This window comes from Haloarchaeobius sp. HME9146, from assembly GCF_025399835.1.
Lineage (GTDB): Archaea > Halobacteriota > Halobacteria > Halobacteriales > Natrialbaceae > Haloarchaeobius.
This window is the reverse complement of record NZ_JAODVR010000002.1, coordinates 217,545-239,174: the sequence shown is the minus strand read 5'-3', so window position 1 is coordinate 239,174 and position 21,630 is coordinate 217,545. Positions and strand designations below refer to the sequence as shown.

Genomic DNA, 21,630 nt, shown 5'->3' with positions numbered 1-21,630 from the left:
ACGAAGAATTTGGTAATGAAGCGACGTGCGTTCCTCGCACTCTCCACTGGAATCGTCACAGGGCTCGCTGGCTGTGCTACCGACGCTGGGTCGGGAGCAGGTGACGGTACTGACTCCACTGTGTCGACCGCGACCGCGACGGCGACACGAACCACAGATACCGACGAGGCACAGGAGATCGGCGGGAACGACGACACCGCGACAACGGGAACAGACCGCCCCAGTCCGCGCGAGGTCACGTCGAACCCGAACGACCCGAAGCCGGCCGATGGTTACCCACCAGAGCCGGATTCGGTTCCTGCCGAGCGCGACATCGACACGGATGCGTACGAGACCATCGGGGTCGATGGTGAGCAGGTTCGACTGGCTCCCGTCGAGGACGTCCACTACTGGTGGGCGCGACGCGAGGCCCGGTTCGCCGATGCCCGCGGGATGGCACAGTACCGGAACGAGCACGTCTACGGTGCGGTGAGTTCACCGGCTGGAAGCCCGCTGGACATCTCGCCCGTCGCGGACTGGAGCCAGTCCGACCGGATCATCTGCTACTGCGGCTGTCCACATCACCTCTCGTCGGTTCGGGCCGCAGAACTCCAGCAGGCCGGGTACTCGAACGTCTTCGTCATCGACGAGGGGTACTACGAGTGGAAGGGCCTCGACTACCCGGTCGTCGGCGAGAACGTCTCCGAGCGGCGAACGTACCGCATCCGCGGACGCGTCGATCCTGAACAGCAGGGCGAGATGGTCTGGGTCCGCGAGGTCGGCAGCGACCGGATGGAGGCCGCGCCGATACGGGCCGACGGAACCTTCTCGGTCCACGTGAAGTTCGCGGACGTGACCGGCCAGACGAGAGTCACCGTCGAACTCCCGACGGGAGATATCACGGGCACCCTTGCTGGTCTCTCGACGCGGGTCGTGACCGGGTAGGCGGGAATCGACGTCGGGGGTGATGTTCCTTGCAGCAGGTTCGTCTCGGGTTTCAATAACCATTCCTGATAGCCAACAGTATTGGTTGGTGTATCGAGCAGATTCGGCTGAATCGGGTCCACTAGTTTAGTTACCAAAGCAGATTGTCTTTTTCTCGCTGTGTTCAGTATACTATTTAGAACAAATACAATGTTTTATTAAGTCGTGCTTCGCCCGACATGGTATGCGACGACGTGACTTCCTCACATCGCTCACGGTCGCGGCGGCGGGCACAGCAATCGGGAACTCGGCATCTACGGTGGCGCGAGCCGCCTCGGGCACCATCGACTCGCTGGAGTTCGACTCCTCAGCGAGCCTCCTCGACGCTTCGGGCAACACCCTGACCGACGACTCGCTCATCGCGGTGAAGGCGGAGACCACCGCCGATAACGACGACGCCGACGGGAACGGCGACGCGGTCGCATACCCCTACAACACCGACATCCCACTCGTTGCTGTTGACGACTCCAGCGCGGGCACGGTCGTCGGCTTCGGCGCGACGCTCGTCTCCGACGACGCGAACTTCAGGAGCGACAACGAGGAGTTCGTCCTCAACGTCTTCGACGCGTACCTCGGTGGCTCCGGGACCATCCTCTACGACGAGGGACACGACGCCTACCACACGCTCACCGGGTTCTCGAACATGGCGAACTACGCCGAGACCCAGCAGAACTACACGGTGACGGGCACCTCGACGCTCTCGTCGGACCTCTCGACCGCGGACGCGGTCTGGCTCACCGGGCCGGCGACCGCGTACACCAGCTCCGAAAAACAGGACCTCGCGGACTTCGTGGCAGGTGGCGGCCACGTGTTCATCTTCGACCGCGCCGACTACTCGAACTTCGACGAGACCGCGAACCTCAACGACATCGCGGACGGGCTCGGACTCTCGTTCCGCTTCAACGACGACCAGGTCACGGACAACGACAACAACGGTGGCGTGTATTACAAGCCGACGACCTCCCGGTTCGACACCACTTTCGACTTCTTCGCGGACCGGCCAGGGATGGAGATCGACCCGGACACGACACACCTCGTCGACGTCGTAGATGTAACCGACGGGGACACCGCGAACGTCCGGTTCGACTCCGGGCGCGAGGAGAACGTCCGCATCCTCGGGATGGACACGCCCGAGAAGGAGCAGTACCAGCAGTACGAGCGCACCCAGGAGTGGGAAGGAATCGAGTCCCTGACCTACCTCGCAGACTGGGGCGCGAACGCGACGACATGGGGGCAGAACGAGTTGAGTGGAAAGACCATCGAGCTCTCGTTCGACCCGGCAGAGCCGGGCATCTTCGACACCTACGACCGCCTGCTCGGGTACATCCACTACGACGCGACCGGTGACGGCGTCCGCGACGACTTCTACAACCTGCGCACGGTCGAGAACGGCTACGCCCGAGTCTACGCCTCCGCGTTCAGTAAGTACGAGCAGTTCTACGACGCCGAGGTCACGGCCCAGCAGAACGGGACGAACCTATGGGGCCAGAGCGACCCGTCGGCCACGGACCCCATCCGCAATCGGACCGTGGACGACCAGTTCTTCCCCGACGCGGCGTCGATCAAGACGAGTTCGGGAGCCATCAGCCAGTCCCGCGTGCCCGTGCTCGCGGAGTCGACGGCGAGCCAGACCGGGACCCCGAGCGTCTCGTACACCGACATCCCGCTCGTCGGCGTCGACGAGGCGGCCAACGTCGCGATGGTCGGCTCGCCGTTCATCGACGAGAGCTACGAACAGGCCGAGGACTACGCGGTCGACACGTCCACCTACGAGAACTTCACCTTCCTGACCAACCTGCTCGACTGGCTCTCGGATAGCGCAGGGAAGGTGGTCATCGACGGCGGTCACGGCCAGTTCAGCGCCGATTACGCACTCTCCAGCGAGGACGTGGCGTACTACCAGCGCTACCTCGAAGGCGTCGGCATCGACTTCGACCAGGTGAACAACCTCACGAGCGACAACCTCTCCGGCGCGCGCTCTCTCATCGTCACCTCGCCGCCACAGTCGCTTACCACGTCCGAGACCGACGCCATCTCGCAGTTCGTCGCGAACGGGGGCTCCGTCGTCCTCATCGGCGCGTCCACCGCGACGAGCGATGCCCGGTCGAACCTCAACGCGCTCGCGGCCGACCTCGGCAGCGACCTGCGCCTGAGCGACGACCAGGTCGAGGACGACTCGAACAACGTGAATTCGGACGCGACCGTCCCGGTCAGCACGCGATTCGACACCTCGTTCCCGCTGTTCTCGGCCTTCGACGGGAGCAACACCGGCGGGTCGGGCACGCTCGAACTCGTGAAGGTCCACGCTGACGCGGAAGGCACCGAGTCCGAGAACCTCAACGACGAGTACATCGTCTTCGAGAACACCGGCTCCGGGTCGATGGAACTCACGAACTACGTGGTCGAGGACGAGGCCGGCAAGAGCTACACCGTCCCCGAGTTCAGCCTCGATGCTGGGGCGCGGGTCACGCTCCACACCGGGAGTGGGACCGACTCGGCAACCGACCTCTACTGGAACCGAGGTTCCTCGGTCTGGAACAACTCCGGTGACACCGTCATCGTCACCGACGACTCGGGTGCCGAGATCATCAACCGCACCTACAGCGGCGATGGCTTCGACGAGACCGGCGACGACGGGAGTACCAGTGATGGCATCGTGGTCAAGGACGTCCACGAGGACGCAGCTGGCACCGACTCGGAGAACCTCAACGACGAGTACGTCGTCTTCGAGAACGCCGGCAGTTCGGCGGTCGACATGACCGACTACGTCTGCGAGGACGAGGCGGCCCACGACTACACCTTCCCGTCGTTCACCCTCGACGCGGGCGCGACCGTCACGCTCCACACCGGGAGCGGGACCGACACCAGCACCGACCTCTACTGGGGTCGTGGCTCCTCTGTGTGGAACAACTCGGGCGACACGGTCTACCTGTTCGACGCGAGCGGGAACACGGTGTTGACGCACTCGTACTGAGCGACTGGTCTCCCGATAGCGCAGGCTGTTCTTCCTTCTTTCCCCTCAGTGGTTCGCCCTGCGATGCGCGGTTCCAAATATATTTACAACTCCTGTAAGTAATCTCTCTACAATGGCTGGTCTCGAACACGACAGCGACTGGTGGAAAGAAGCAGTCGTCTACCAGGTCTACCCCCGCAGTTTCAACGACACCGACGGCGACGGCGTCGGTGACCTCCAGGGCGTCATCGAGAAGCTGGACTACCTCGACGAGCTTGGCGTCGACGTCGTCTGGCTCAATCCCGTCTACGAGTCCCCGAACGCGGACAACGGCTACGACATCGCCGATTATCGCTCTATCATGGACGAGTTCGGGACGATGGCCGACTGGGAAGACCTCCTCGACGGGCTCCACGAGCGCGGTATCGCCCTCATCATGGACCTCGTCGTCAACCACACCTCCGACGAGCACGAGTGGTTCGTCCAGTCGCGCGACCCCGAGAGTGAGTACCGCGACTGGTACTGGTGGCGAGAGGGCGTCGACGCGGACGAGGTGGACTGGGACACCGAGGAAGGGCCCGAGGGTGAAGCCCCACCGAACGACTGGGGCTCGTTCTTCGGCGGCCCGGCGTGGGCCTACGACGACGAGACCGAGGAGTGGTACCTCCACCTCTTCGACCGCAAGCAGCCCGACCTGAACTGGGAGAACACCGACGTTCGAGAGGAGGTGTTCGACATGATGCAGTGGTGGCTCGAGAAGGGCATCGACGGCTTCCGGATGGACGTCATCAACCTCATCTCGAAGGTTGAAGCAGACGCCCCGGACGATGCGATTCCGGAGCACTACTTCAACGGCCCGCGAATCCACGAGTACATCCAGGAGATGAACGAGGAGGTGCTCGAGGGCGAGAACCTGCTGACCGTCGGCGAGATGATCGGCGACGAGATGGCGATGGAGACCGCGCGCCAGTACGTCGGCGAGAACGGCGACGGTCTCAGCATGATATTCCACTTCGAGCACATGCTGCTCGACCGTGGGCACAACATCTGGGAGCGCGAAGAACTCGACCTCACCGAGTTCAAGGCCGTCTTCGACCGCTGGCAGCACGGCCTCGCCGACGACGGCTGGAACAGCCTCTACCTGAACAACCACGACCAGCCCCGGATGGTCTCCCGGTTCGGGAACGACGACGAGTACCGCCGCGAGTCCGCGAAGCTCCTCGGAACCCTCCTCCACACGCTCCAGGGAACGCCCTATATCTACCAGGGTGAAGAGCTGGGCATGACAAACTACCCCTTCGAGTCCCTCGACGACTACCAGGACGTGGACACGGTCAACCCGGTCCAGAACGCGATCGACGACGGTCGCATCGACTCGTTCGAGGCCGTGGCCGACGACGTGCGCCAGAACTCCCGAGACAATGCCCGGACCCCGATGCAGTGGTCCGACGACGAGCACGCCGGGTTCACCGACGGCGAGCCGTGGATGCAGGTCAATCCGAACCACGAGCACATCAATGCCGAAGCCGAGCGTGAGGACCCCGACTCTGTCTTCCACTACTACCGTGCCCTCATAGACCTCCGGAAGGAACACGACGTGGTCGTCTACGGCGAGTACGACCAGCTCACGCCCGACCACGAGGAACTCTGGGCATACACCCGGACCCACGGGGACGAGCAGCTTTTCGTCGCGCTCAACTTCTCGGATTCCTCGACGACGATGGACGTCTCCGAGTCGGTCGACCTCGGCGACGACGAGGCGACGCTCCTGCTCGGGAACTACGGCCAACGGGAGGAGCCAGCAGATGCCGACGCGCTCGCTTCGCTCGACCTGCGACCCTGGGAAGCACGAGTCTACCGTCTCGAAAACTGAATCACAACGATTAATCCGAAGTGTGACACATACTCGGGTTCATGCCGCCTGACCAGCGTCCCACCGTCGATGCGGCCTACGACAAGTTGGCACAGACGTACGAGTCGCAAGAACAGGACCCGTACTGCACGGATTTCGAGTTCCCTGCGACGACCGAGCTCGTTCCAGACGTGGCGGGGAAGCGGATTCTCGATGCGGGCTGTGGACACGGTCGCTACACAGAGTGGTTGCTCGAGCGTGGGGCAACTGTCGTCGCTGTCGACAAGAACGAGGAGATGCTCGAACAGGCGAGACGACGAATCGGTGAGAGAGCAGCGATCCGCCAGGGCGATATCACAGCACCACTCGAATTCGCCGCCGACGACGAGTTCGATGGCGTCATCTGCGGCCTATCGCTCCACTACGTCGAAGACTGGCGACAGCCCTTCAGGGAGTTCGCCCGCATCCTCAAGCCCGGTGGCTTCCTCGTGTTCTCGGCGCAGAATCCAGTCGACGAGTACATCGCGTTCGAGGCAGAGAACTACTTCGAGGTCGAACAGGAAGTGATGACGTGGTCGGCCGGCGGTGAGGAGGTCGACGTCCCGTTCTATCGCCGGCCGATCTCGGAGGCCATCAACCCACTCATCGAAACTGGCTTCCAACTGGACGAACTGGTCGAACCGACCCCGAAAGAGAGCTTCAAAGAGAAGAAGCCAGAATCCTACGAGAAGCGGCTGCGATATCCGACGTTCCTGTGTGTCCGAGCGTCGAGACCCGAATAGTGAACGGGTCGGGCGATACCGCAAAAGAGACGTTTCTGGGAGGTCGCTTCGCCCGCTTCTTCACCGTGTGACGTATCTGGCCGACGGGCAGTTCCGTCTCTCCGATTGAGTTGCAGACCTGGCTCCCGGCCGTTCCGATGTTGAGAACGGCAGGACCAGTTCAGAAGGGCCGGTTCAGACGTACTCGATGCGGTGCAGTTCGTACCGGTAGGTTCGCCCCTCGTTCTTGACCACCAGATACTGGCGCTCCCCGACGCGTTCGAGCCTGTTGAAGTGCTCGCCTGCGTTTCCCGGGTTCAACGAGTGCGGCGGCCCGTCGATGTCGAACTGCAGTCGGGCGATGTCCCCCTTCACGCCGTCGACCTGTCTGGCTTCTACCGAGAGCACCTCACCGCTGTCCTCGATGGCGATGTCACCGGTCAGCTCCCAGGTGTGGCCCCCGTGGCGTAGTTCCCTCCCCTTGATGTCGTCCCAACGTGCCTGGAACATGGTTTTACTATAGGGGTGGGGGACACATCGCGGTTTCGCCAGTTCTGTCAACGCACCGTTTCGACGCTGGTCCGTTACTTGTTGTACGACTCGCGAATCCTGAGCGTTCCGTCGGCGTCTCTGACAGCTATCGTGTCTTCGAGGTTCGCCCAGACGGGCTTCTCCGACCCCCAGTGGTAGTCCCACGTGGTGTCATCGTCGCTGCTGGTGTGGAGCGTGACGTGCTCGCCGGGTTCGACGACCGTTCCCTCGGGGAACTCGTACACGTCACCGGCATCGTTCTCGACGGTCCAGCCCGAGATGTTCAGCGGGTCGTCTCCGGTGTTCTGGAACCGCACGTACTCCTCATCGAGGTGGTTCACGTCCCGGCCGATGGGGTCGTTGTGGATCTCGTCGAGCTGCAGGTCACTGTGGTGGACTTTCTCGGGTTGGCTCATGTGTCTCCCCTCACCAGTACTACGCGAGCAAGGAACATAGGTCAGTCACCTCGTTTCGCGCTCGGCCGACACCCACATTCCTGACGGCTCCGTGTCGCGAGGGAGCTACGCTCATTCCGGTTCGGGCCCTCTGTGGTGACATGGAACCCGTACTTCCTGACCGGTCGTTGCTCCGACGAGCGAGGGAACAGCTCGATAGCTGGATCTTCGACGGCCGGGACCGGGCGTTCGCGGACCTCTTCGACGGCCCCGACGCGGTCGTGACGGGGCAAGAACTTCGCCAGCTCGACCGCATCGACTCCGCGCTGAGTAGGCAGACGGGCCTCGGAATCTGGGGCAGTGACGAATACGGCATCATCACGGGACAGGACCTCGAGGAGGTCCCCTTGCGAGTCGTCTGTACCTTCCACCCTGAGATTCCGGGCGAGGGTTACCGGGGGGAGCACAGCCTCGACGAGGCGACCCGCGAGCAGTTCAACGACGTCCTGTTCGAGTACTGTGAGCGCGTCGCTGCCTACGGCCAGACCGAGCTGGAACGGTTCTTGCGGGACGTCCAGCAGCCAGCCTGAGACGGCCACCGACCCGTCTGAAATCCACTTCTCCGTACCCGTCGGGCAACGCCCTTGGGATATAAGGGAGCGGTTGGAATCGTGGGCGACCCTACACTGCCCGTGGATACCACCATGGCAACGAAGCGTAACCCGTTCGAGGAGCTCCAGCGGTTCTTCGACAGGATGGGCGACCAGTTCGCGGAGTTCAACGACACCTGGACCGGCTGGGGGCAACCGATGAGCGACTGGGGTGGGGTGACTTTCGATGCGATGCCACTCGACATCCAGGCGGTGAACGACGAGCTTGTCGTCGCCGCGGAGCTGCCCGGTTTCGAGCGAGACGAAATCGACGTGACCATCGACGGGAACACACTCAGCATCAGTGCCGAGCACGCGGCCGAGAGCGAAGACGAACAGGAAGGTGAGTTCATCCACCGCGAACGGACCCAGCGGTCGGTCAAGCGGTCGGTGACCTTGCCTGCCGCGGTCGAGGAGGACGCCGTCTCGGCGACGTACAAGAACGGCGTGTTGACCGTCGAACTGAAGAAGTCCAAGAAACCGAAGGGGAAAGACATCCCCATCGAGTGAGCTGGACCGTTCCAGGTCCCTGTTCGATTACTCGTCTTCCCCGAGTTCCTCTTCGAGCGCTTCGTCCTCGTGGTCCTTCTTCCGTTTCTCGGCTGCGTCTTCGTACGCCAGTTCTTCCTCGAGCTCGTGTTCGCGCTGTTGCGCTTCCTTAGTGTCGGCCTGGTCTTCCCGTCCTTTCTTGGTATCAGCCATATCGTCTACCACGCCGGTCGCTCGGGTAACGGTTCCCTTGATTAGCTGCCCCACCATCCCCAGCCTCGGCCCTATACGTGCTCCCCTCGCTCTCGGACGAGCAGTTCGACCAGCGTCTTCGCCAGTCCCAGCACGACGGGCCCGATGAAGAGCCCGAGGAAGCCGAAGACCGCGATGCCTCCGAAGATACCGATGACGAGGACGCCCGTATCGAGTTCAGCACCACGCTTCATCGCAAACGGCCGGACGACGTTGTCCGACCCACTGATGACGATGGAGCCGTACACCAGCAGCCCCACTGCCTCCGGGATTTGTCCGGTGCTGAGCAGATAGAGGACGGCCGGAATCCAGACCACGGAGGCACCGATGATGGGGAGCAGCGCCAGTACGAACGTCGTCATGCCCCAGAAGATGATGTTGTCGAAACCGACGGCGACGAACCCGAGAACGGTCAGTACCGCCTGTAGCGCCGCGACGATGACGTTCCCCACGACCGCTGCCCACAGGAGGTCGTCGGTCCGCTCGATCAGTTCGTCCATCGTGGCAGGGCCGAGGGGGATAGCGGACCGAATCCAGACGACGAGTCTGTCCCCGTCACGCAGGAAGGAGAAGAACGCGAAGAAGAATACCACCGTCCCCACCAGGAAGGCCGGGACGCCGCCGAGGAAGCCGACCACACCTCCCAGGATTCCCTGGAGGCCGGCCTGAAGCGCACCTGCGACCGGCTCGGCCAGCACGGAGAGGTCCGGGGGGTTCGTCCCGAGCCAACCCCGAAAGAGCGCCTCGATAGCTGCGATGTCGGGTATCTCGACTCCACGGAGCAAGAGGACGGCCTGGGTCGCTGCGACGACGAGGAGTAGCAGTACCGGGGCGAGGACGACCACGACGGTCGCTGTCATCGTGACGGCCGCCGCGATGGTTCGCCCCAGTCGTGGCGCGAGCCGTACCTGTGCCGGTCTGGCGAGGTACGCCAGCAGTCCGGCCAACAGGATGGGCTGCAGGAACGGCAACACCAGAAGCGCTGAGAGGATTCCCGCCACCAGCAGCAGGGCTCGTAACGTGGTCCGGGACGACATCTGCTTGCTCTGGTTGGTCTCGTCGTTCCGTTCCACTTCGTCACCCCCGTCGCCCTCACCCTCACGGTCGACCATCAGCCGACCCTCCGTCCAGGCCGCGACTCGACCCGCGCATCGGACGGGAGTCGACTGCGCTTCATAGAGTCGTTCATAGGCGTGCCCCGGTAATCACGGTTATCCAGGCCGGTGGTGAGATGCGCGTCCGCTGTAGGTGGGCGCGTCCGAGGCGCTACGTCAGCCGAGCTGCCTCGTGCTGCCACAGAATAATAAACTCGATTGGATTTATTTGTGCGTAAACTGATTGCCCGAAGAGAGATCCGCAGTCTCGGCACGAGCCCCGGGCAGAGAGATTCTCTTGTTCGAGAATCGATGGAGATGACTCAAAGAACTTGAAATCTGGTCGTAGAGGAGTTTCCTGACACAGACTCAGAGCGGGAGAGAGTAAGAACAGGGCGTTCGGTGATTGACTCAATATATGTAACTAAATCTCTGATTAGAACATTATTAATTTCGAAAATTAATGTGATAACCGATGATTGGTGGCGTGAAAATACTTTCAAGCATAGATTTGTTATTTCCACTATCGACAATTCTCAACTGTGATTTAGAACCAATTACATAAACAAATCAGTAGTTTATCTGTAAATTTATGGCGAGTTCTACAACGGTCGGATGAAACGACACTTTATAATCTCGCCCAAACAAGGTTCCCGGTATGGCCGACGAATCCGAGAGTTCGCAGGGCGGTCGAGGGAAGGTTGCTCGCCTCATCGAGAGATACAACCTCGGGGAGGAGACAGGCGAGGACCTCGTCGCTCGATGGACCGGTGACGGAGCTGAACGGATGAGCCTTCGAGATCTCGCGGACTATTTCAACCGGGAACTCTTGCGCGCTGCCCTCCAAGAGAACGGTACTCATCCCCACGATGACGAGGTCGAATCCTATTACCTCCGGCTGACCAACCCTGATTTCACAGCGGGGGACAGGATAGAGATCGAGACGCAACTCGAATCGGCTGGAATCGACGTCGATACACTCCTCTCGGACTTCGTCTCGTACCAGTCGATACGGACGTACGTGAAGAACCGTGGTGCCGAATACGAACAGACCAGCGACGAGGCCCAGCTCGAGAAGGACGCCGAGAGCATCGAGCGGCTCCGGTCACGCCTCGAATCGGTCGCAGACGAGCGAATCGACCGGTTGGAGCGGACCGGACGGATCTCGGTCGGTGATTACTCGCTCCTCGTCGAGGCGACCGTGCTCTGCTCTGACTGTGGGAACCAGTACGACATCGCCGAGTTCTTCAGAAACGAAGGCTGTGACTGCGAGTCGGCCACCGACGAATCTGCGTGAACGTCGGTAGTGACCCCGGTCCATTCTGACTTCGTGGTGTTTCCATAACAGACGTACTGTTGTTACGGAAGACTGTGAGAGGGTCTGCGGCGTTCTCCCAGTACCAGCAGTGATGCGTGTGGTGAGCGGTTGGCCGTCCATCAGGTAGAACACGGTCCAAGAACTACCCTAACAAGCGTACTGATGTTATGGAGGTGGCGAGTTAGAGGAAACGTGAATCGGCTCGCTCAGGAAAGCGATATCTCGAGTTCGAATTCGTTCGCCACACCCAGGAGGATGTTCGGAAGCTCGCTCCGGAACCGTTCTTCGTCGACCCGGTTCGCCGGGCTGGCGACGCTGAATGCACCCACGACACGGCCATCGGGACCTTTCACGGGGACACCGACCGCCTTCACACCCTCCAGTTGCTCCTCCTCGTTGAACGCGATTCCTGTCTCGCGAATCTCGGCCAGTTCGTCCAGGAGGGCTTCGACGTCCGTGATCGTGTTCTCCGTCTCGGCGGGCAGTCCCCACTTGTCCGCGAACACCCTGACCTGACTCTCGGGAAGCTGGGAGAGTAGCGCCTTCCCGGATGCGGTCTGGTGGAGATTAAATCGCTTGCCCACGGTCGAGTACTTCCAGACCGCGTGTTTCCCGGAGTACGTGTGTAGGTAGACGCCGCGTCCGTTCTCCTCCACGACGAAGACAGCCCGGCACTCCGTCTCGTTCGCGAGCTGCTCCGTGTAGGACTTCGCCGTGCGGTATGCTTCCTTCCGGTTCGCCACGTAGTCACCGAACGAGAGGAACTTGAGACCGAGATGGTAGACGTCCCCCGACTTGACGACGTATTCTTTCTCTTTGAGCGTCGTGAGATGCGCGTGCATCGTACTGGGAGCGAGCCCCATCTCCTCTGCCAGTTCGGTCACCCTCGCTCCACCGATCTCCCTGAGTGTCTCCAGCACTTCGAGGGAGGTCTCCGTCGTCCGCAACGTCCGTCCGCTTTCGTTCGTGCCCATACGGTGGCATTCACGAGGAGGTACTTAAAGTTCCGCGTGTGCGAATCCACCCCTCCGCAACCTCGGATTGACAAACATTGTCATGGGTATCGGGGGGGCAGAACGGTTGGTGGGCGGAGTTCTAGTATATAATATTCTGACGGGGCGAATTCATTCATAATATAGTTACAATCTCTACGGTAGACGGTGTGTGGATTAATACGCAGAAAAGTAGATTTCTGTAACGAAATATTCGGTATTAGTCAGCGTTCGTCTGCCCATCCCCTTGACCTGACCGTGCGTCTGACCAAGATCTCGACAGGACTCGGCTGTCGAACCCACTCGAGCATCATGAACAACCACGATAGAAAACCTGAGACACGAGAATCGCAGTTTGTCCCCGCTGTCCCCCATTCAGTGGGGAAGCGAAGCGGACACCAGTTCGTGAGGTGCGAATGCCTAGCACGAGTGGTGCTACCGTAGGAAAACGGCGTGCTGGGGGTTCGAAGGACGGTACGGAGGAACCAGAACGACGGCAGTTCGAGCGGTCAGAGGCCGAGTTTCTCTCGTGCTTCGGCGGGGGTCGCGATGGGACGCTCGAGTTCCTCGGCTATTCTGGCGGTCCGACGGACCAACTGGGCGTTGCTATCTGCCAGCTCTCCCTTGCGGTAGTAGACGTTGTCCTCCATGCCGACCCGGACGTGCCCACCCATGGTTATCGCGGCGGTCGTCATCGGGAGCTGGTGTTTGCCGACGGCCAGCGCCTGCCACTCGACCGGCTCGGGAAGGTTGTCGACGAAGTTGATCAGGTTCCGCGGCCCCGGCGGCATCCCGTTCTGCATGCCGAAGATAACCGTCGCCCAGTACGGGGCGTCGAGGAGTCCCTCTTCGATGAGGTGTTCGGCCTCGGGTATCTGGCCGGGGTTGAACAGCTCCAGTTCGGGTTTCACCCCCGCGTCACGCATCCGTTCTGCGTACTCCTCGTTCTGCTCGCGCGTGTTCTCGGCGGTCCTCGTCTGCCCGAAGTTGATGGGGCCGAGGTCGATGGTGGCCAGTTCCGGTCGGGGGTCCGTCTCGAGGACAGGCGCGATGCGCTCCTCGCGCGGGTAGATGCCACCGCCGCCGGTGGTGAAGTTCACGATGATGTCGTCACAGTACTCGTCGATGCAGTCGCGCATCTCCTGGAACCGGGCGACGTCCTTGGTGTTCTGGCCGTCCTCGTCACGGGCGTGCAGGTGCACGATGGAGGCACCGGCCTCCTCGCACTCGGCGAGGTCCTGTGCGATCTCCTCGGGCTGTTCCGGCAGGTTCGGGTTCGCTTCCTTCCCCTGGTGCCCGCCGGTGGTTGCCACGCTGATTATGAGCTTCTCGTCGAAATAGTCGCTGTAGCCGTCGTACGCCATACGATTGGAACAGCGGGAATGCGAGATTTATAATTTTGGGTGGGTCGTCGGGTGAGCTACTCTTCGGACACGCCACCTATTGTTGCGGTACGTTTATTACTACCCTCGAATACTTGTTGATACATGGTATCAGGAAGCACTGCCATCGTTACCGGTGGCGGTCGCGGTATCGGACGTGCTATCTGCTGTGAACTCGCAGCAGAGGGTGCCGACGTCGTCATCGCGGATATCGACGAGGACGAGATGGCCGAGACAGCAGCCCTCGTCGAGGAAGAAGGCGTGCGTGGCTATCCGATACACACAGACCTCCGGTCGTTCGAAGACGTGGAAGCGACGGTCGACGAGGCCCTGGCCGAGTTTGGAACAATCGAGATCCTGGTCAACAACGCGGGTATCGCAGGTCCGACAGCGGCCTGCGAAGCCGTCGAACCCGACGAGTGGGACCAGACGATGGCGGTGAACCTTCGCGGCCCGTTCTACATGTGCCGGCAGGTGCTTCCATCGATGAAGGAGCAATCGTACGGCCGCATCGTCAACATCGCGTCCGTGACCGGGAAGCGCCCGTTGACCCAGCGGACCCCCTATGCGACGACCAAGATGGGACTCATCGGGTTCACGCGCACGCTGGCCGCGGAGGTCGGTGAGGACGACATCAACGTGAACGCGGTCTGTCCCGGGTCGGTCGACGGTCCGCGAATCCAGCGAGTGTTCGAAGAGAAGGCCAACGCGTCCGGCCGGACGTACGAGGCGGTCAGGAGCGAGGCGGAGGCAGAGAGTCCTCGTCGAGAGCTCGTCCAGCGAGAGGACATCGCACAGACCGTGGCGTTCCTTTGCTCGTCGGATGCCGACCGAATCACTGGTCAGGACGTCAACGTCTCCGCCGGTAAAGTGATGTACTGACCCTCGCAGGCGACACTCCAGAGCCGTAATCCGTGTGTTCACCGCTCCGTTAGCGGTTGTTGTATGCCCTATTATTAAATAATCAATCATAAATTATAAATGGGTGCCCTCTCATGTTCAGGTTGTTCAATACATGGCAAGAGATAGCACCAACCACTCCCGCCGGAACTTCATGAAGAAGACCGTCGCGGGTGGGACGACGATGGGACTCGGTGCGATTGCAGGGTGTGCCGGTGACTCGGGATCGACCAGTAACGGTGGCGGCGGCGGTGGCGGCGACGACACCGGCGGTGGTGGCGGTGGCGGTAACTCCGGTGACTCCCTGACGTCGATGGGGTCCATCGCAAACCTGAAGAACTCGTACTGGCTGTCCTGGAAGAAGGGCTACGAGGAGGCAGCTGCCGCCTTCGACTTCGACCAGAACCTCCAGACCAACGACGGGCAGGTCAGCAAGCAGCAACAGCAGTTCGACACCGCGATCGCGAACAACACGGACGCCATCGTCGGCCAGACGTACACGAACGCGGCCGCGATCTCGCTCGCCGAGACGTGTGTCCAGGCCGGTGTTCCGACCGTGCTCGCGGTCACCATCGCGAAGTGGTACACACCGATGGACGCTGGTGAGGAGTACACGCAGTTCTTCACTCCGCACTTCGTCCGACACGCGTACACGGCCGCGAAGGTGCTCTTCGAGGAGATGGGCGGCAGCGGTGGCTTCGTCCACATCGAGGGGAACCGTGGGACCGCCCCGAACATCGGTCGTAACCTCGGCGTCCAGAAGGCGCTCGAGGAGTACCCCGACATCGAACTGCTCGGCCCGCGTCTGCAGGGGAACTGGGTCCGTTCGGACTCCCGGAAGGCGATGTCCGACCTCATCTCCAAGCACGGCGACAAGATCGAGGGCTTCTTCGGCCAGAACGACGCCGTCGCCATCGGTGGGCTGACGATGCTCGAGGAGAACGACTTCGACGTGCCGGTCGTCGGCATCGACTCCAGCGAACCCGGCCTCGAACTGATCGAGGAAGGCCGACTCACCGGCTCCGTCTCCGGGATGGGCCCGTGGCAGGCCGGCTGGTCGATGGCGAAGGTGTACGACTACCTGCAGGGGCACAAGCTCAAGCCCGCCGAGCGGATGATGTCGTTCGACTCACCGCTGACGGTGAAAGACCCCGGCAAGTGGCAGGACATGATCGGCGACGAGACGCAACTGCCCATCCTCGACGCCGCCCAGTACAAGAAGGACATCTTCGAGGGCGAGACCCCGTACGACTGGAAGAAGATGTCCGTGGCGGCCTCGGGCGACGACTGGGACCCCCAGATCAGGATGGAGCCGATCCGGAAGACGGACCTGAAGAGCCTGCTCGACTGGGAGGAGAGCAACAAACCCAGCGGATACACTCTCCACGAGGTCTTCGACGACGAGGCCGCGATGGACGAGGTCGCGCAGACGTACGAGCAACAGCTCCAGAACAACCCGCTCAAATAATAGTTTAAGTAAGAGGCGCACGATGAGCACACCAGACATGGAACTTGACCAATCAGGCGATTCCCGCCCAGACTCGGAACCGAGTCTGGTCGTCGAAGACGTGTCGAAGTCGTTCCGACACGTCACTGCGCTCGACGGCGTCTCTTTACGCATCGACCGTGGAGAGGTAGTCGGGCTCGTCGGCGAGAACGGTGCCGGCAAGAGTACCCTGTTGAACATACTGACGGGTGTCCTCTCGCCGGACGACGGTCGTATCGTCATCGACGGCGACCCTGTCGAACTCACCAACCCGCGGCAGGCATCGGAACTCGGTGTCTCGCTGGTCCATCAGGAGCAGGACGTCATCCCGAACCTGAAGGGCTACGAGAACCTCTTCCTCGCCCGCGAACAGGAGCGCTTCGGTATCCTCAAGCACAGCAAGATGCGCGAGGAGGCCCAGGCGTTCGTCGACGACCTCGGCATCAACATCGACATGGACGAGTACGTCCAGAACTACTCGTTCAACGAGCGGCAGATGCTCGAGATCGCGAAGGCGTTCCACACGTCCCGCGAGTCGGACCACCCGGTCATCTTGTTGGACGAACCGACCGCCGGACTCGAAGAAGCGGGACGTGAGATTCTCTTCGACCTGGTGAACGACCTCCGAGATAAGGCGACGTTCGTCTTCGTCTCCCACGAACTCGACGAGGTGCTCGAGATGTCCGACCGCATCTACGTCCTCAAGGACGGCGAACTCGTCGGCGAGACGATGGCGGCGGACGCGACGCAGGACTCGCTCCAGGAGCGGATGGTCGGCCGCGAGTCGTCGGACGAGTACTACCGCGTCTCCGACCAGCGGACGGCCGACGCCCTGGGGGAAACGGTGTTCCAGGCGTCGAAACTCCAGTTCGAGGACGACATCGGCCCGGTCTCCTTCGACCTGCACGAGGGAGAGATCCTCGGCGTGGTCGGTGTCGAAGGGTCAGGGAAGGAACGCCTGGGGCGGATGCTCGCGGGCGCACTCTCCCCGACCGACGGGAACGTCTCTGTGGCCGGGACGGAGATCAGACCGTCCTCACCGGCGGACATGGTCGACGCGGGTGTCGGCTACATCCCGAAGGACCGGAAGTCGGAGGGACTGTTGTTGTTCCAGTCGGTGACGATGAACACCTCTCTGGCGATGATCCGGGACATGAACGGCCTGTTGCCGCTCCTCGACCTCGAGGCCGAGGACAAGGTCACCGCCGAGACCATCGAGGAGCTGAACATCAAGACGCCCGGCCCGGATGCCCTCGTGCACGGGCTCAGTGGCGGCAACCAGCAGAAGGTCGTCATCGCGCGCTGGCTCGCTCGCGACACGCCGGTCCTCGTGATGGACAACGTGACGCGGGGTATCGACGTCGGTGCGAAGGAGGAGGTGTACCGCCTCTGCCGTGAACTCACCGACGAAGGAGTCTCCATCGTCTTCATCGGCGACGAGCTTCCCGAGGTCATCGGGATGTCGAACCGCATCGCCGTCATGCGCGATGGACGACTCGTCGGTGAAACGATCGACGCCTCAGCCGGGAACAAGCCGACCGAAGAAGACCTGATTCAGAAGATGATCTGAAATGAGTACGAACGAAACATCCAACGCGATTCGAGACTGGTTACATGAGAAGCGAGAAGAACGCACCCGTCAGGACTGGATCATCGACCTCGGTCCGTTCGCGATGCTCATCGTCCTCGGCATCCTGTTCTCCACGATGTCGGAGAACTTCCTGACCTACAACAACCTGGTCGGGAACGTCGCGAAGAACAGCGCGTTCTTGCTGCTCGTCGCGCTGGCGGGCACCTTCCCGATCCTCCAGCAGAGCATCGACCTCTCGGTCGAATCCATCGTCAGCCTGACGGCCGTGCTCACCGTCTTGCTGGTGAGCGACTTCGGAATGCTCGCCATCCCGATGGTCATCGTGGTCGGGATGCTTGCGGGCCTCGCGAACGGGCTCGTGTTCACCAAGCTGAAGGTCCCGTCGTTCCTGGTGACCCTCGGTACGCTGTCGGTGATCAACGGCTTCGCGCTCATCATCACCGGCGGGTCGACCATCACGTTCCGCAACCCGGCGGTCCGTACCATCGCCACGGGCGAGTACATCCCCGGAGTCCCCAACCTCGTGTTCTGGGGCCTCATCCTGTACGGTGCCTCGGTGTTCCTCGCGTGGCGGACCAAGTTCGGACGCTACAGTTTCGCACTGGGTGAGAACGAGAAGGTCGTCGAACTCGCTGGTGCGAAGGTCGACCGGTACAAGATCTACCCGTTCGTGCTCTCGGGCCTGCTGTGTGGCCTCGCTGGCTTCCTGTTCGCGGCCCGTATCTCCTCGGCGTCGCCGGGGCTCGGCGCTGGCCTGCTGCTGCCCAGCATCGCAGCTATCGTCATGGGCGGGACCGCACTGACCGGCGGTGTCGGGGGCCCCCACCGAACCATCCTCGGTGTCCTCGTCATCGGCGTGCTGCGCAACGGGATGAACCTGCTCGCGGTCGACTCGTTCGTCCAGGAGATCATCCTGGGCGTGGTCGTGGTCGCTGCGGTCGCGCTGTCCATCGACCGCCGGAAGATCGACGTGGTGAAGTAACCGCGACGGTCCTTTCTGTTCTTACTACCCGTAGTACGTATCGTTGCGGCCGGTCTGCCTCTCTTTCGACTTCCTCACCCAGCAGCCGCGCCTGTCGACTGACGACGACAGAGAACGCTGCTCGGTGTTGAATCGCGGGTATTCCTGCCGTTACGGTTCGACGAGTATCTTGACGTGCTCGCTCTCTGGATCGAGCAGTTTTTCGAATCCTTCCTCGACGATGTCCTCGAGCGAGATGCGGGCGGTTATCATCGGCTCAGGGTCGAACTCACCGGATTCGAGGAAGCTCGTGACCATCTCGAACTCACGGTCCGCGAGTGGCCCACTGAGGTAGCCGTTCGAGCCAGTGATGGTCCGTTCGACGACGACGAGCTCGTTCGGCGTCAGCCCGACGTCGTCGTCGGAGATGCCAACCGCGGTGATCTGACCGCCGCGCTTGGTCGCTTCGATGGCGGCTTTGAACGTCGGCTCGATACCGACTGCCTCGAAGGCCACGTCGACGCCACCGTCGGTCGCGTCGGTGATCTCGTCGACCGCCTCCGTCGTCGTCGGGTCGAGCGTGGTCCTCGCACCGACTTCCTCGGCTATCTCACGTCGCTTCGCGCGCGGTTCGGAGACGAACACCTCCTTCGCGCCCGCAGCCGTCGCCGCCTGGACGATGGAGATGCCGATGGGCCCTGCGCCGAAGACGGCGACGCTGTCACCTGTCTGCATGCCGGACCGGCGAGTCGCGTGAACACCGACGCTGAACGGTTCGACCAGCGCTCCGTACTCGACAGGGACACCGTCGGGAAGCTGGACGACGTTGTCTGCCGGGACGACCGCGGACTCGGCGAACCCGCCACTCTTTGCAGACAGGCCGGTGTTCGCGACAGACTCACAGAGGTTGTGCCGACCTTCGGCACAGTACCGACAGTCCCCACAGACCATCGCCGGGTTCGCCGTAACCTCGTCGCCGACCGCAACACCTTCGGCCTCGTCGCCGACGGCCGTGACGGTGCCACTGAACTCGTGCCCGAGCGGAACGGGCAGGGAGACCCCGGTCAAGGGATGGGAGGTATCCTCCTCGGGCGTCAGGTCGGGACCCTCCTCGTACTCGTGCAGGTCGGTGCCGCAGATGCCACACGCGGCGATCTCGATTCGAACCTCGTCCGGGCCGAGGTCGGGTTCGGACACCGATTCGACACGGACGTCTCCGGGGCCGTAGTAATTTGCAACCCTCATGGGCCAGAGTACCATGGACCACGCACAAAAGGATTCGTATGTGGCACTGCTCTTCCAGGGCTGGTGGCAGGCGACGACTGCTGCCGACCGGTGGACCGAAGCGTTCAGTCCGACTGGACCGCGACGTGGTCGTCGGGAACGGTCCCGTCGTCGTTCCAGTCACGCACGCCGTAGTACTCGTCGAGTGCCGTCTCGAAGTCGGGCAGGTCGTACGGCAGGCGGTCGTCCGCCCGGTCGAAGCCACGCTGGTTGTTGAAGTGGCGTTCGAGTTCCACCACACGCGAGCCGATGGCGAGCATCTCGTCGTAGTCCGCGTCGAACAGTCCCTCGAAGCGTTCTTCCGTCATCGTGCCACGCGAGAACCGACAGATGATGCCACAGTCCTCGAAGGCGCGGGCGTTCTCTTGTCTGACGACGAAGGGTGCCTTTCCTTCGAGGCCGCCCTGTGGGAGGGCCTCGTCCTTCTCCACCAGGGGATATTCCCACGAGTACAGCGTGGTATACATGTGGTCCGCGCCGCGGTTCGCCGTGGCGTAGCTGAGCCCCTGGCCGTGGAGTGTCCGGCCATCGTGAGCCGCGAACTCCAGTCCCTTGACGGTCCAGTTCTCCACGCCGAGTTCCTCGTGGAAGCGGTCGATGCCTTCGGCGAGCGTGTCACCCACGTCTTCACGGTAGGCGATCTTCTCGACGAGGTCGAAGATGAGGTCGGTGTTCCCGAACTCGTCCTCGCTCGCGAGGTAGGCCGAGACCACGTCGCCACAGGAGATGGTGTCCATCCCGAACTCGTCGCAGAGGTCGTTCGACTTCATCACGTCCACGATGTCGTCGACACCCGCGTTCGACCCGAACGACATGACGGTCTCGAACTCGGGCCCTTCGGTCTCGACGCCGCGCTCCTCGTCCTTCGTCGGGAGCTTGCAGGCGAACGCACAGGCCGAGCACGTCCCGCGTTTGTACTTCTTCTGCTCGACGCTGTCACCGTTGATGCCCTCGACACCCTCGAAGGAGAGCTCCGAGAAGTACCGCGTCGGGAGTGCGTCGACCTCGTTGGCGAGGTCCGTGACGTTGGTCGTTCCCTGTCGCTTCATCAGGCTGTCCGAGGTCGCGGCGTCCCGGTGGACGTCCATCTGGACCGGGGGAATCTCGATCTCGTGGCGCGAGTCACCCTCGAACGTGATGGCCTTGATGTTCTTCGAGCCGAGCACAGCGCCGAGGCCACCGCGGCCGAACGCCCGGCTCTCGGTCGTCATGATGGACGCGAACCGGACCGCGTTCTCCCCGGCAGGGCCGATGCACGCGGTGTGTTCGGCGTCGAGGCCGTGCTCGTCCTCGATGTACGCGACCGTCTCGGGGACGGTCGCCAGTTCGAGGTCCGGAACCGGTTCGAACTCGACGCCCTCGTCGGTGACGTGGACGATGCTGAGTTCGTCGCACGCCCCGGTGAACTCGATGGCAGCGTAGCCGGTGTCGGCGAAGTGGCGCGACATGAATCCGCCAGCGTTCGAGGAGAGCAGGCCACCGGTCTGTGGTGAGACGGCGGTGCAGTTCATCCGACCGGTGAAGCTCATGTTCGACGTCTGCATCGGGCCAGTGCTCAGGTAGAGTCTGTTCTCCGGGCCGAGTGGGTCGGCGTCGAACGGCACGCGCTCGTGGGCGAGTTTCGTCGCGACCCCGCGGCCGCCGACGAACGTCTCGACGATGTCGTCGATGTTCTCGGTAGTGGTCGTACGGTCCCCACAGTCTATCGACAGGAGGTGCCCCTCGGTGTGAAGCATACACAGAGACAGTCTCGCACGGTCTACTAAGTCGTTACGA

Annotated in this window: 19 protein-coding genes; 11 read left to right on the top strand and 8 right to left on the bottom strand. The window is 62.2% G+C overall.

What is annotated here, in order from left to right:
* Nucleotides 1-15 precede the first annotated feature (15 nt).
* The 4 genes from N6C22_RS19015 to N6C22_RS19000 all read left to right on the top strand — a co-directional run bounded on the left by N6C22_RS19015 (nucleotide 16) and on the right by N6C22_RS19000 (nucleotide 6,550).
* Nucleotides 16-924, top strand: a complete 909-nt coding sequence (locus N6C22_RS19015) for a rhodanese-like domain-containing protein (protein ID WP_261652779.1) — start codon at nucleotides 16-18, stop codon at nucleotides 922-924.
* A gap of 223 nt (nucleotides 925-1,147) precedes the next feature.
* The gene (locus N6C22_RS19010; protein WP_261652778.1) at nucleotides 1,148-3,937 is read left to right on the top strand and encodes a DUF4350 domain-containing protein; all 2,790 of its coding nucleotides are present in this window, start codon (nucleotides 1,148-1,150) and stop codon (nucleotides 3,935-3,937) included.
* Between the two features lie 112 nt (nucleotides 3,938-4,049).
* The gene (locus N6C22_RS19005; protein WP_261652777.1) at nucleotides 4,050-5,789 is read left to right on the top strand and encodes an alpha-glucosidase; all 1,740 of its coding nucleotides are present in this window, start codon (nucleotides 4,050-4,052) and stop codon (nucleotides 5,787-5,789) included.
* A 41-nt stretch (nucleotides 5,790-5,830) separates the two neighbouring features.
* Nucleotides 5,831-6,550: a class I SAM-dependent methyltransferase gene (locus N6C22_RS19000; RefSeq protein WP_261652776.1), complete on the top strand. Its 720-nt coding sequence runs from the start codon at nucleotides 5,831-5,833 to the stop codon at nucleotides 6,548-6,550.
* A gap of 174 nt (nucleotides 6,551-6,724) precedes the next feature.
* Here N6C22_RS19000 and N6C22_RS18995 read toward each other — a convergent pair whose 3' ends face one another.
* Entirely contained in the window at nucleotides 6,725-7,039 is a 315-nt protein-coding gene (locus N6C22_RS18995) for a hypothetical protein (protein WP_261652775.1), read from the bottom strand.
* 74 nt (nucleotides 7,040-7,113) lie between these two features.
* Nucleotides 7,114-7,476 carry a lamin tail domain-containing protein gene (locus N6C22_RS18990; protein ID WP_261652774.1) on the bottom strand — a complete coding sequence of 121 codons (363 nt, stop codon included), beginning with the start codon at nucleotides 7,474-7,476 and terminating at the stop codon, nucleotides 7,114-7,116.
* A gap of 140 nt (nucleotides 7,477-7,616) precedes the next feature.
* On the opposite strand from N6C22_RS18990, the gene N6C22_RS18985 reads away from it, so the two are divergent.
* On the top strand, nucleotides 7,617-8,045 hold the full coding sequence (locus N6C22_RS18985; RefSeq protein WP_261652773.1) for a hypothetical protein: 429 nt from the start codon (nucleotides 7,617-7,619) through the stop codon (nucleotides 8,043-8,045).
* Between the two features lie 114 nt (nucleotides 8,046-8,159).
* A complete protein-coding gene (locus N6C22_RS18980) occupies nucleotides 8,160-8,615 on the top strand; it encodes an Hsp20/alpha crystallin family protein (protein WP_261652772.1) in 456 nt (151 codons plus the stop codon).
* Nucleotides 8,616-8,642: 27 nt separating this feature from the next.
* Here N6C22_RS18980 and N6C22_RS18975 read toward each other — a convergent pair whose 3' ends face one another.
* Both N6C22_RS18975 and N6C22_RS18970 read right to left on the bottom strand, forming a co-directional pair.
* Complete coding sequence (locus tag N6C22_RS18975) at nucleotides 8,643-8,807, bottom strand: hypothetical protein (RefSeq protein WP_261652771.1); 165 nt, start codon at nucleotides 8,805-8,807, stop codon at nucleotides 8,643-8,645.
* A 71-nt stretch (nucleotides 8,808-8,878) separates the two neighbouring features.
* Entirely contained in the window at nucleotides 8,879-9,958 is a 1,080-nt protein-coding gene (locus N6C22_RS18970; RefSeq protein WP_261652770.1) for an AI-2E family transporter, read from the bottom strand.
* 640 nt (nucleotides 9,959-10,598) lie between these two features.
* On the opposite strand from N6C22_RS18970, the gene rdfA reads away from it, so the two are divergent.
* The gene (gene rdfA / locus N6C22_RS18965) at nucleotides 10,599-11,237 is read left to right on the top strand and encodes a rod-determining factor RdfA (protein ID WP_261652769.1); all 639 of its coding nucleotides are present in this window, start codon (nucleotides 10,599-10,601) and stop codon (nucleotides 11,235-11,237) included.
* Nucleotides 11,238-11,464: 227 nt separating this feature from the next.
* Here the strand turns inward: rdfA and N6C22_RS18960 are convergent, their stop codons facing one another.
* Entirely contained in the window at nucleotides 11,465-12,232 is a 768-nt protein-coding gene (locus N6C22_RS18960; RefSeq protein ID WP_261652768.1) for an IclR family transcriptional regulator, read from the bottom strand.
* A 527-nt stretch (nucleotides 12,233-12,759) separates the two neighbouring features.
* Nucleotides 12,760-13,614: a 3-keto-5-aminohexanoate cleavage protein gene (locus N6C22_RS18955; RefSeq protein WP_261652767.1), complete on the bottom strand. Its 855-nt coding sequence runs from the start codon at nucleotides 13,612-13,614 to the stop codon at nucleotides 12,760-12,762.
* A 123-nt stretch (nucleotides 13,615-13,737) separates the two neighbouring features.
* Here N6C22_RS18955 and N6C22_RS18950 point away from each other — a divergent pair, with 123 nt between their 5' ends.
* The 4 genes from N6C22_RS18950 (at nucleotide 13,738) to N6C22_RS18935 (ending at nucleotide 18,591) form a co-directional block, all read left to right on the top strand.
* Nucleotides 13,738-14,514 carry an SDR family NAD(P)-dependent oxidoreductase gene (locus tag N6C22_RS18950; RefSeq protein ID WP_261652766.1) on the top strand — a complete coding sequence of 259 codons (777 nt, stop codon included), beginning with the start codon at nucleotides 13,738-13,740 and terminating at the stop codon, nucleotides 14,512-14,514.
* A gap of 172 nt (nucleotides 14,515-14,686) precedes the next feature.
* Nucleotides 14,687-16,000 (top strand): sugar ABC transporter substrate-binding protein, encoded by a 1,314-nt coding sequence (locus tag N6C22_RS18945; RefSeq protein WP_261652765.1) that lies wholly within the window; start codon nucleotides 14,687-14,689, stop codon nucleotides 15,998-16,000.
* 37 nt (nucleotides 16,001-16,037) lie between these two features.
* Nucleotides 16,038-17,588 carry a sugar ABC transporter ATP-binding protein gene (locus N6C22_RS18940; RefSeq protein WP_261652764.1) on the top strand — a complete coding sequence of 517 codons (1,551 nt, stop codon included), beginning with the start codon at nucleotides 16,038-16,040 and terminating at the stop codon, nucleotides 17,586-17,588.
* 103 nt (nucleotides 17,589-17,691) lie between these two features.
* Entirely contained in the window at nucleotides 17,692-18,591 is a 900-nt protein-coding gene (locus tag N6C22_RS18935) for an ABC transporter permease (protein WP_369684458.1), read from the top strand.
* 150 nt (nucleotides 18,592-18,741) lie between these two features.
* On the opposite strand, the gene N6C22_RS18930 is transcribed toward N6C22_RS18935, so the two are convergent.
* Nucleotides 18,742-19,815 (bottom strand): 2,3-butanediol dehydrogenase, encoded by a 1,074-nt coding sequence (locus N6C22_RS18930; protein WP_261652762.1) that lies wholly within the window; start codon nucleotides 19,813-19,815, stop codon nucleotides 18,742-18,744.
* 104 nt (nucleotides 19,816-19,919) lie between these two features.
* Nucleotides 19,920-21,590: an aldehyde ferredoxin oxidoreductase family protein gene (locus tag N6C22_RS18925; RefSeq protein WP_261652761.1), complete on the bottom strand. Its 1,671-nt coding sequence runs from the start codon at nucleotides 21,588-21,590 to the stop codon at nucleotides 19,920-19,922.
* Nucleotides 21,591-21,630: the final 40 nt, after the last annotated feature.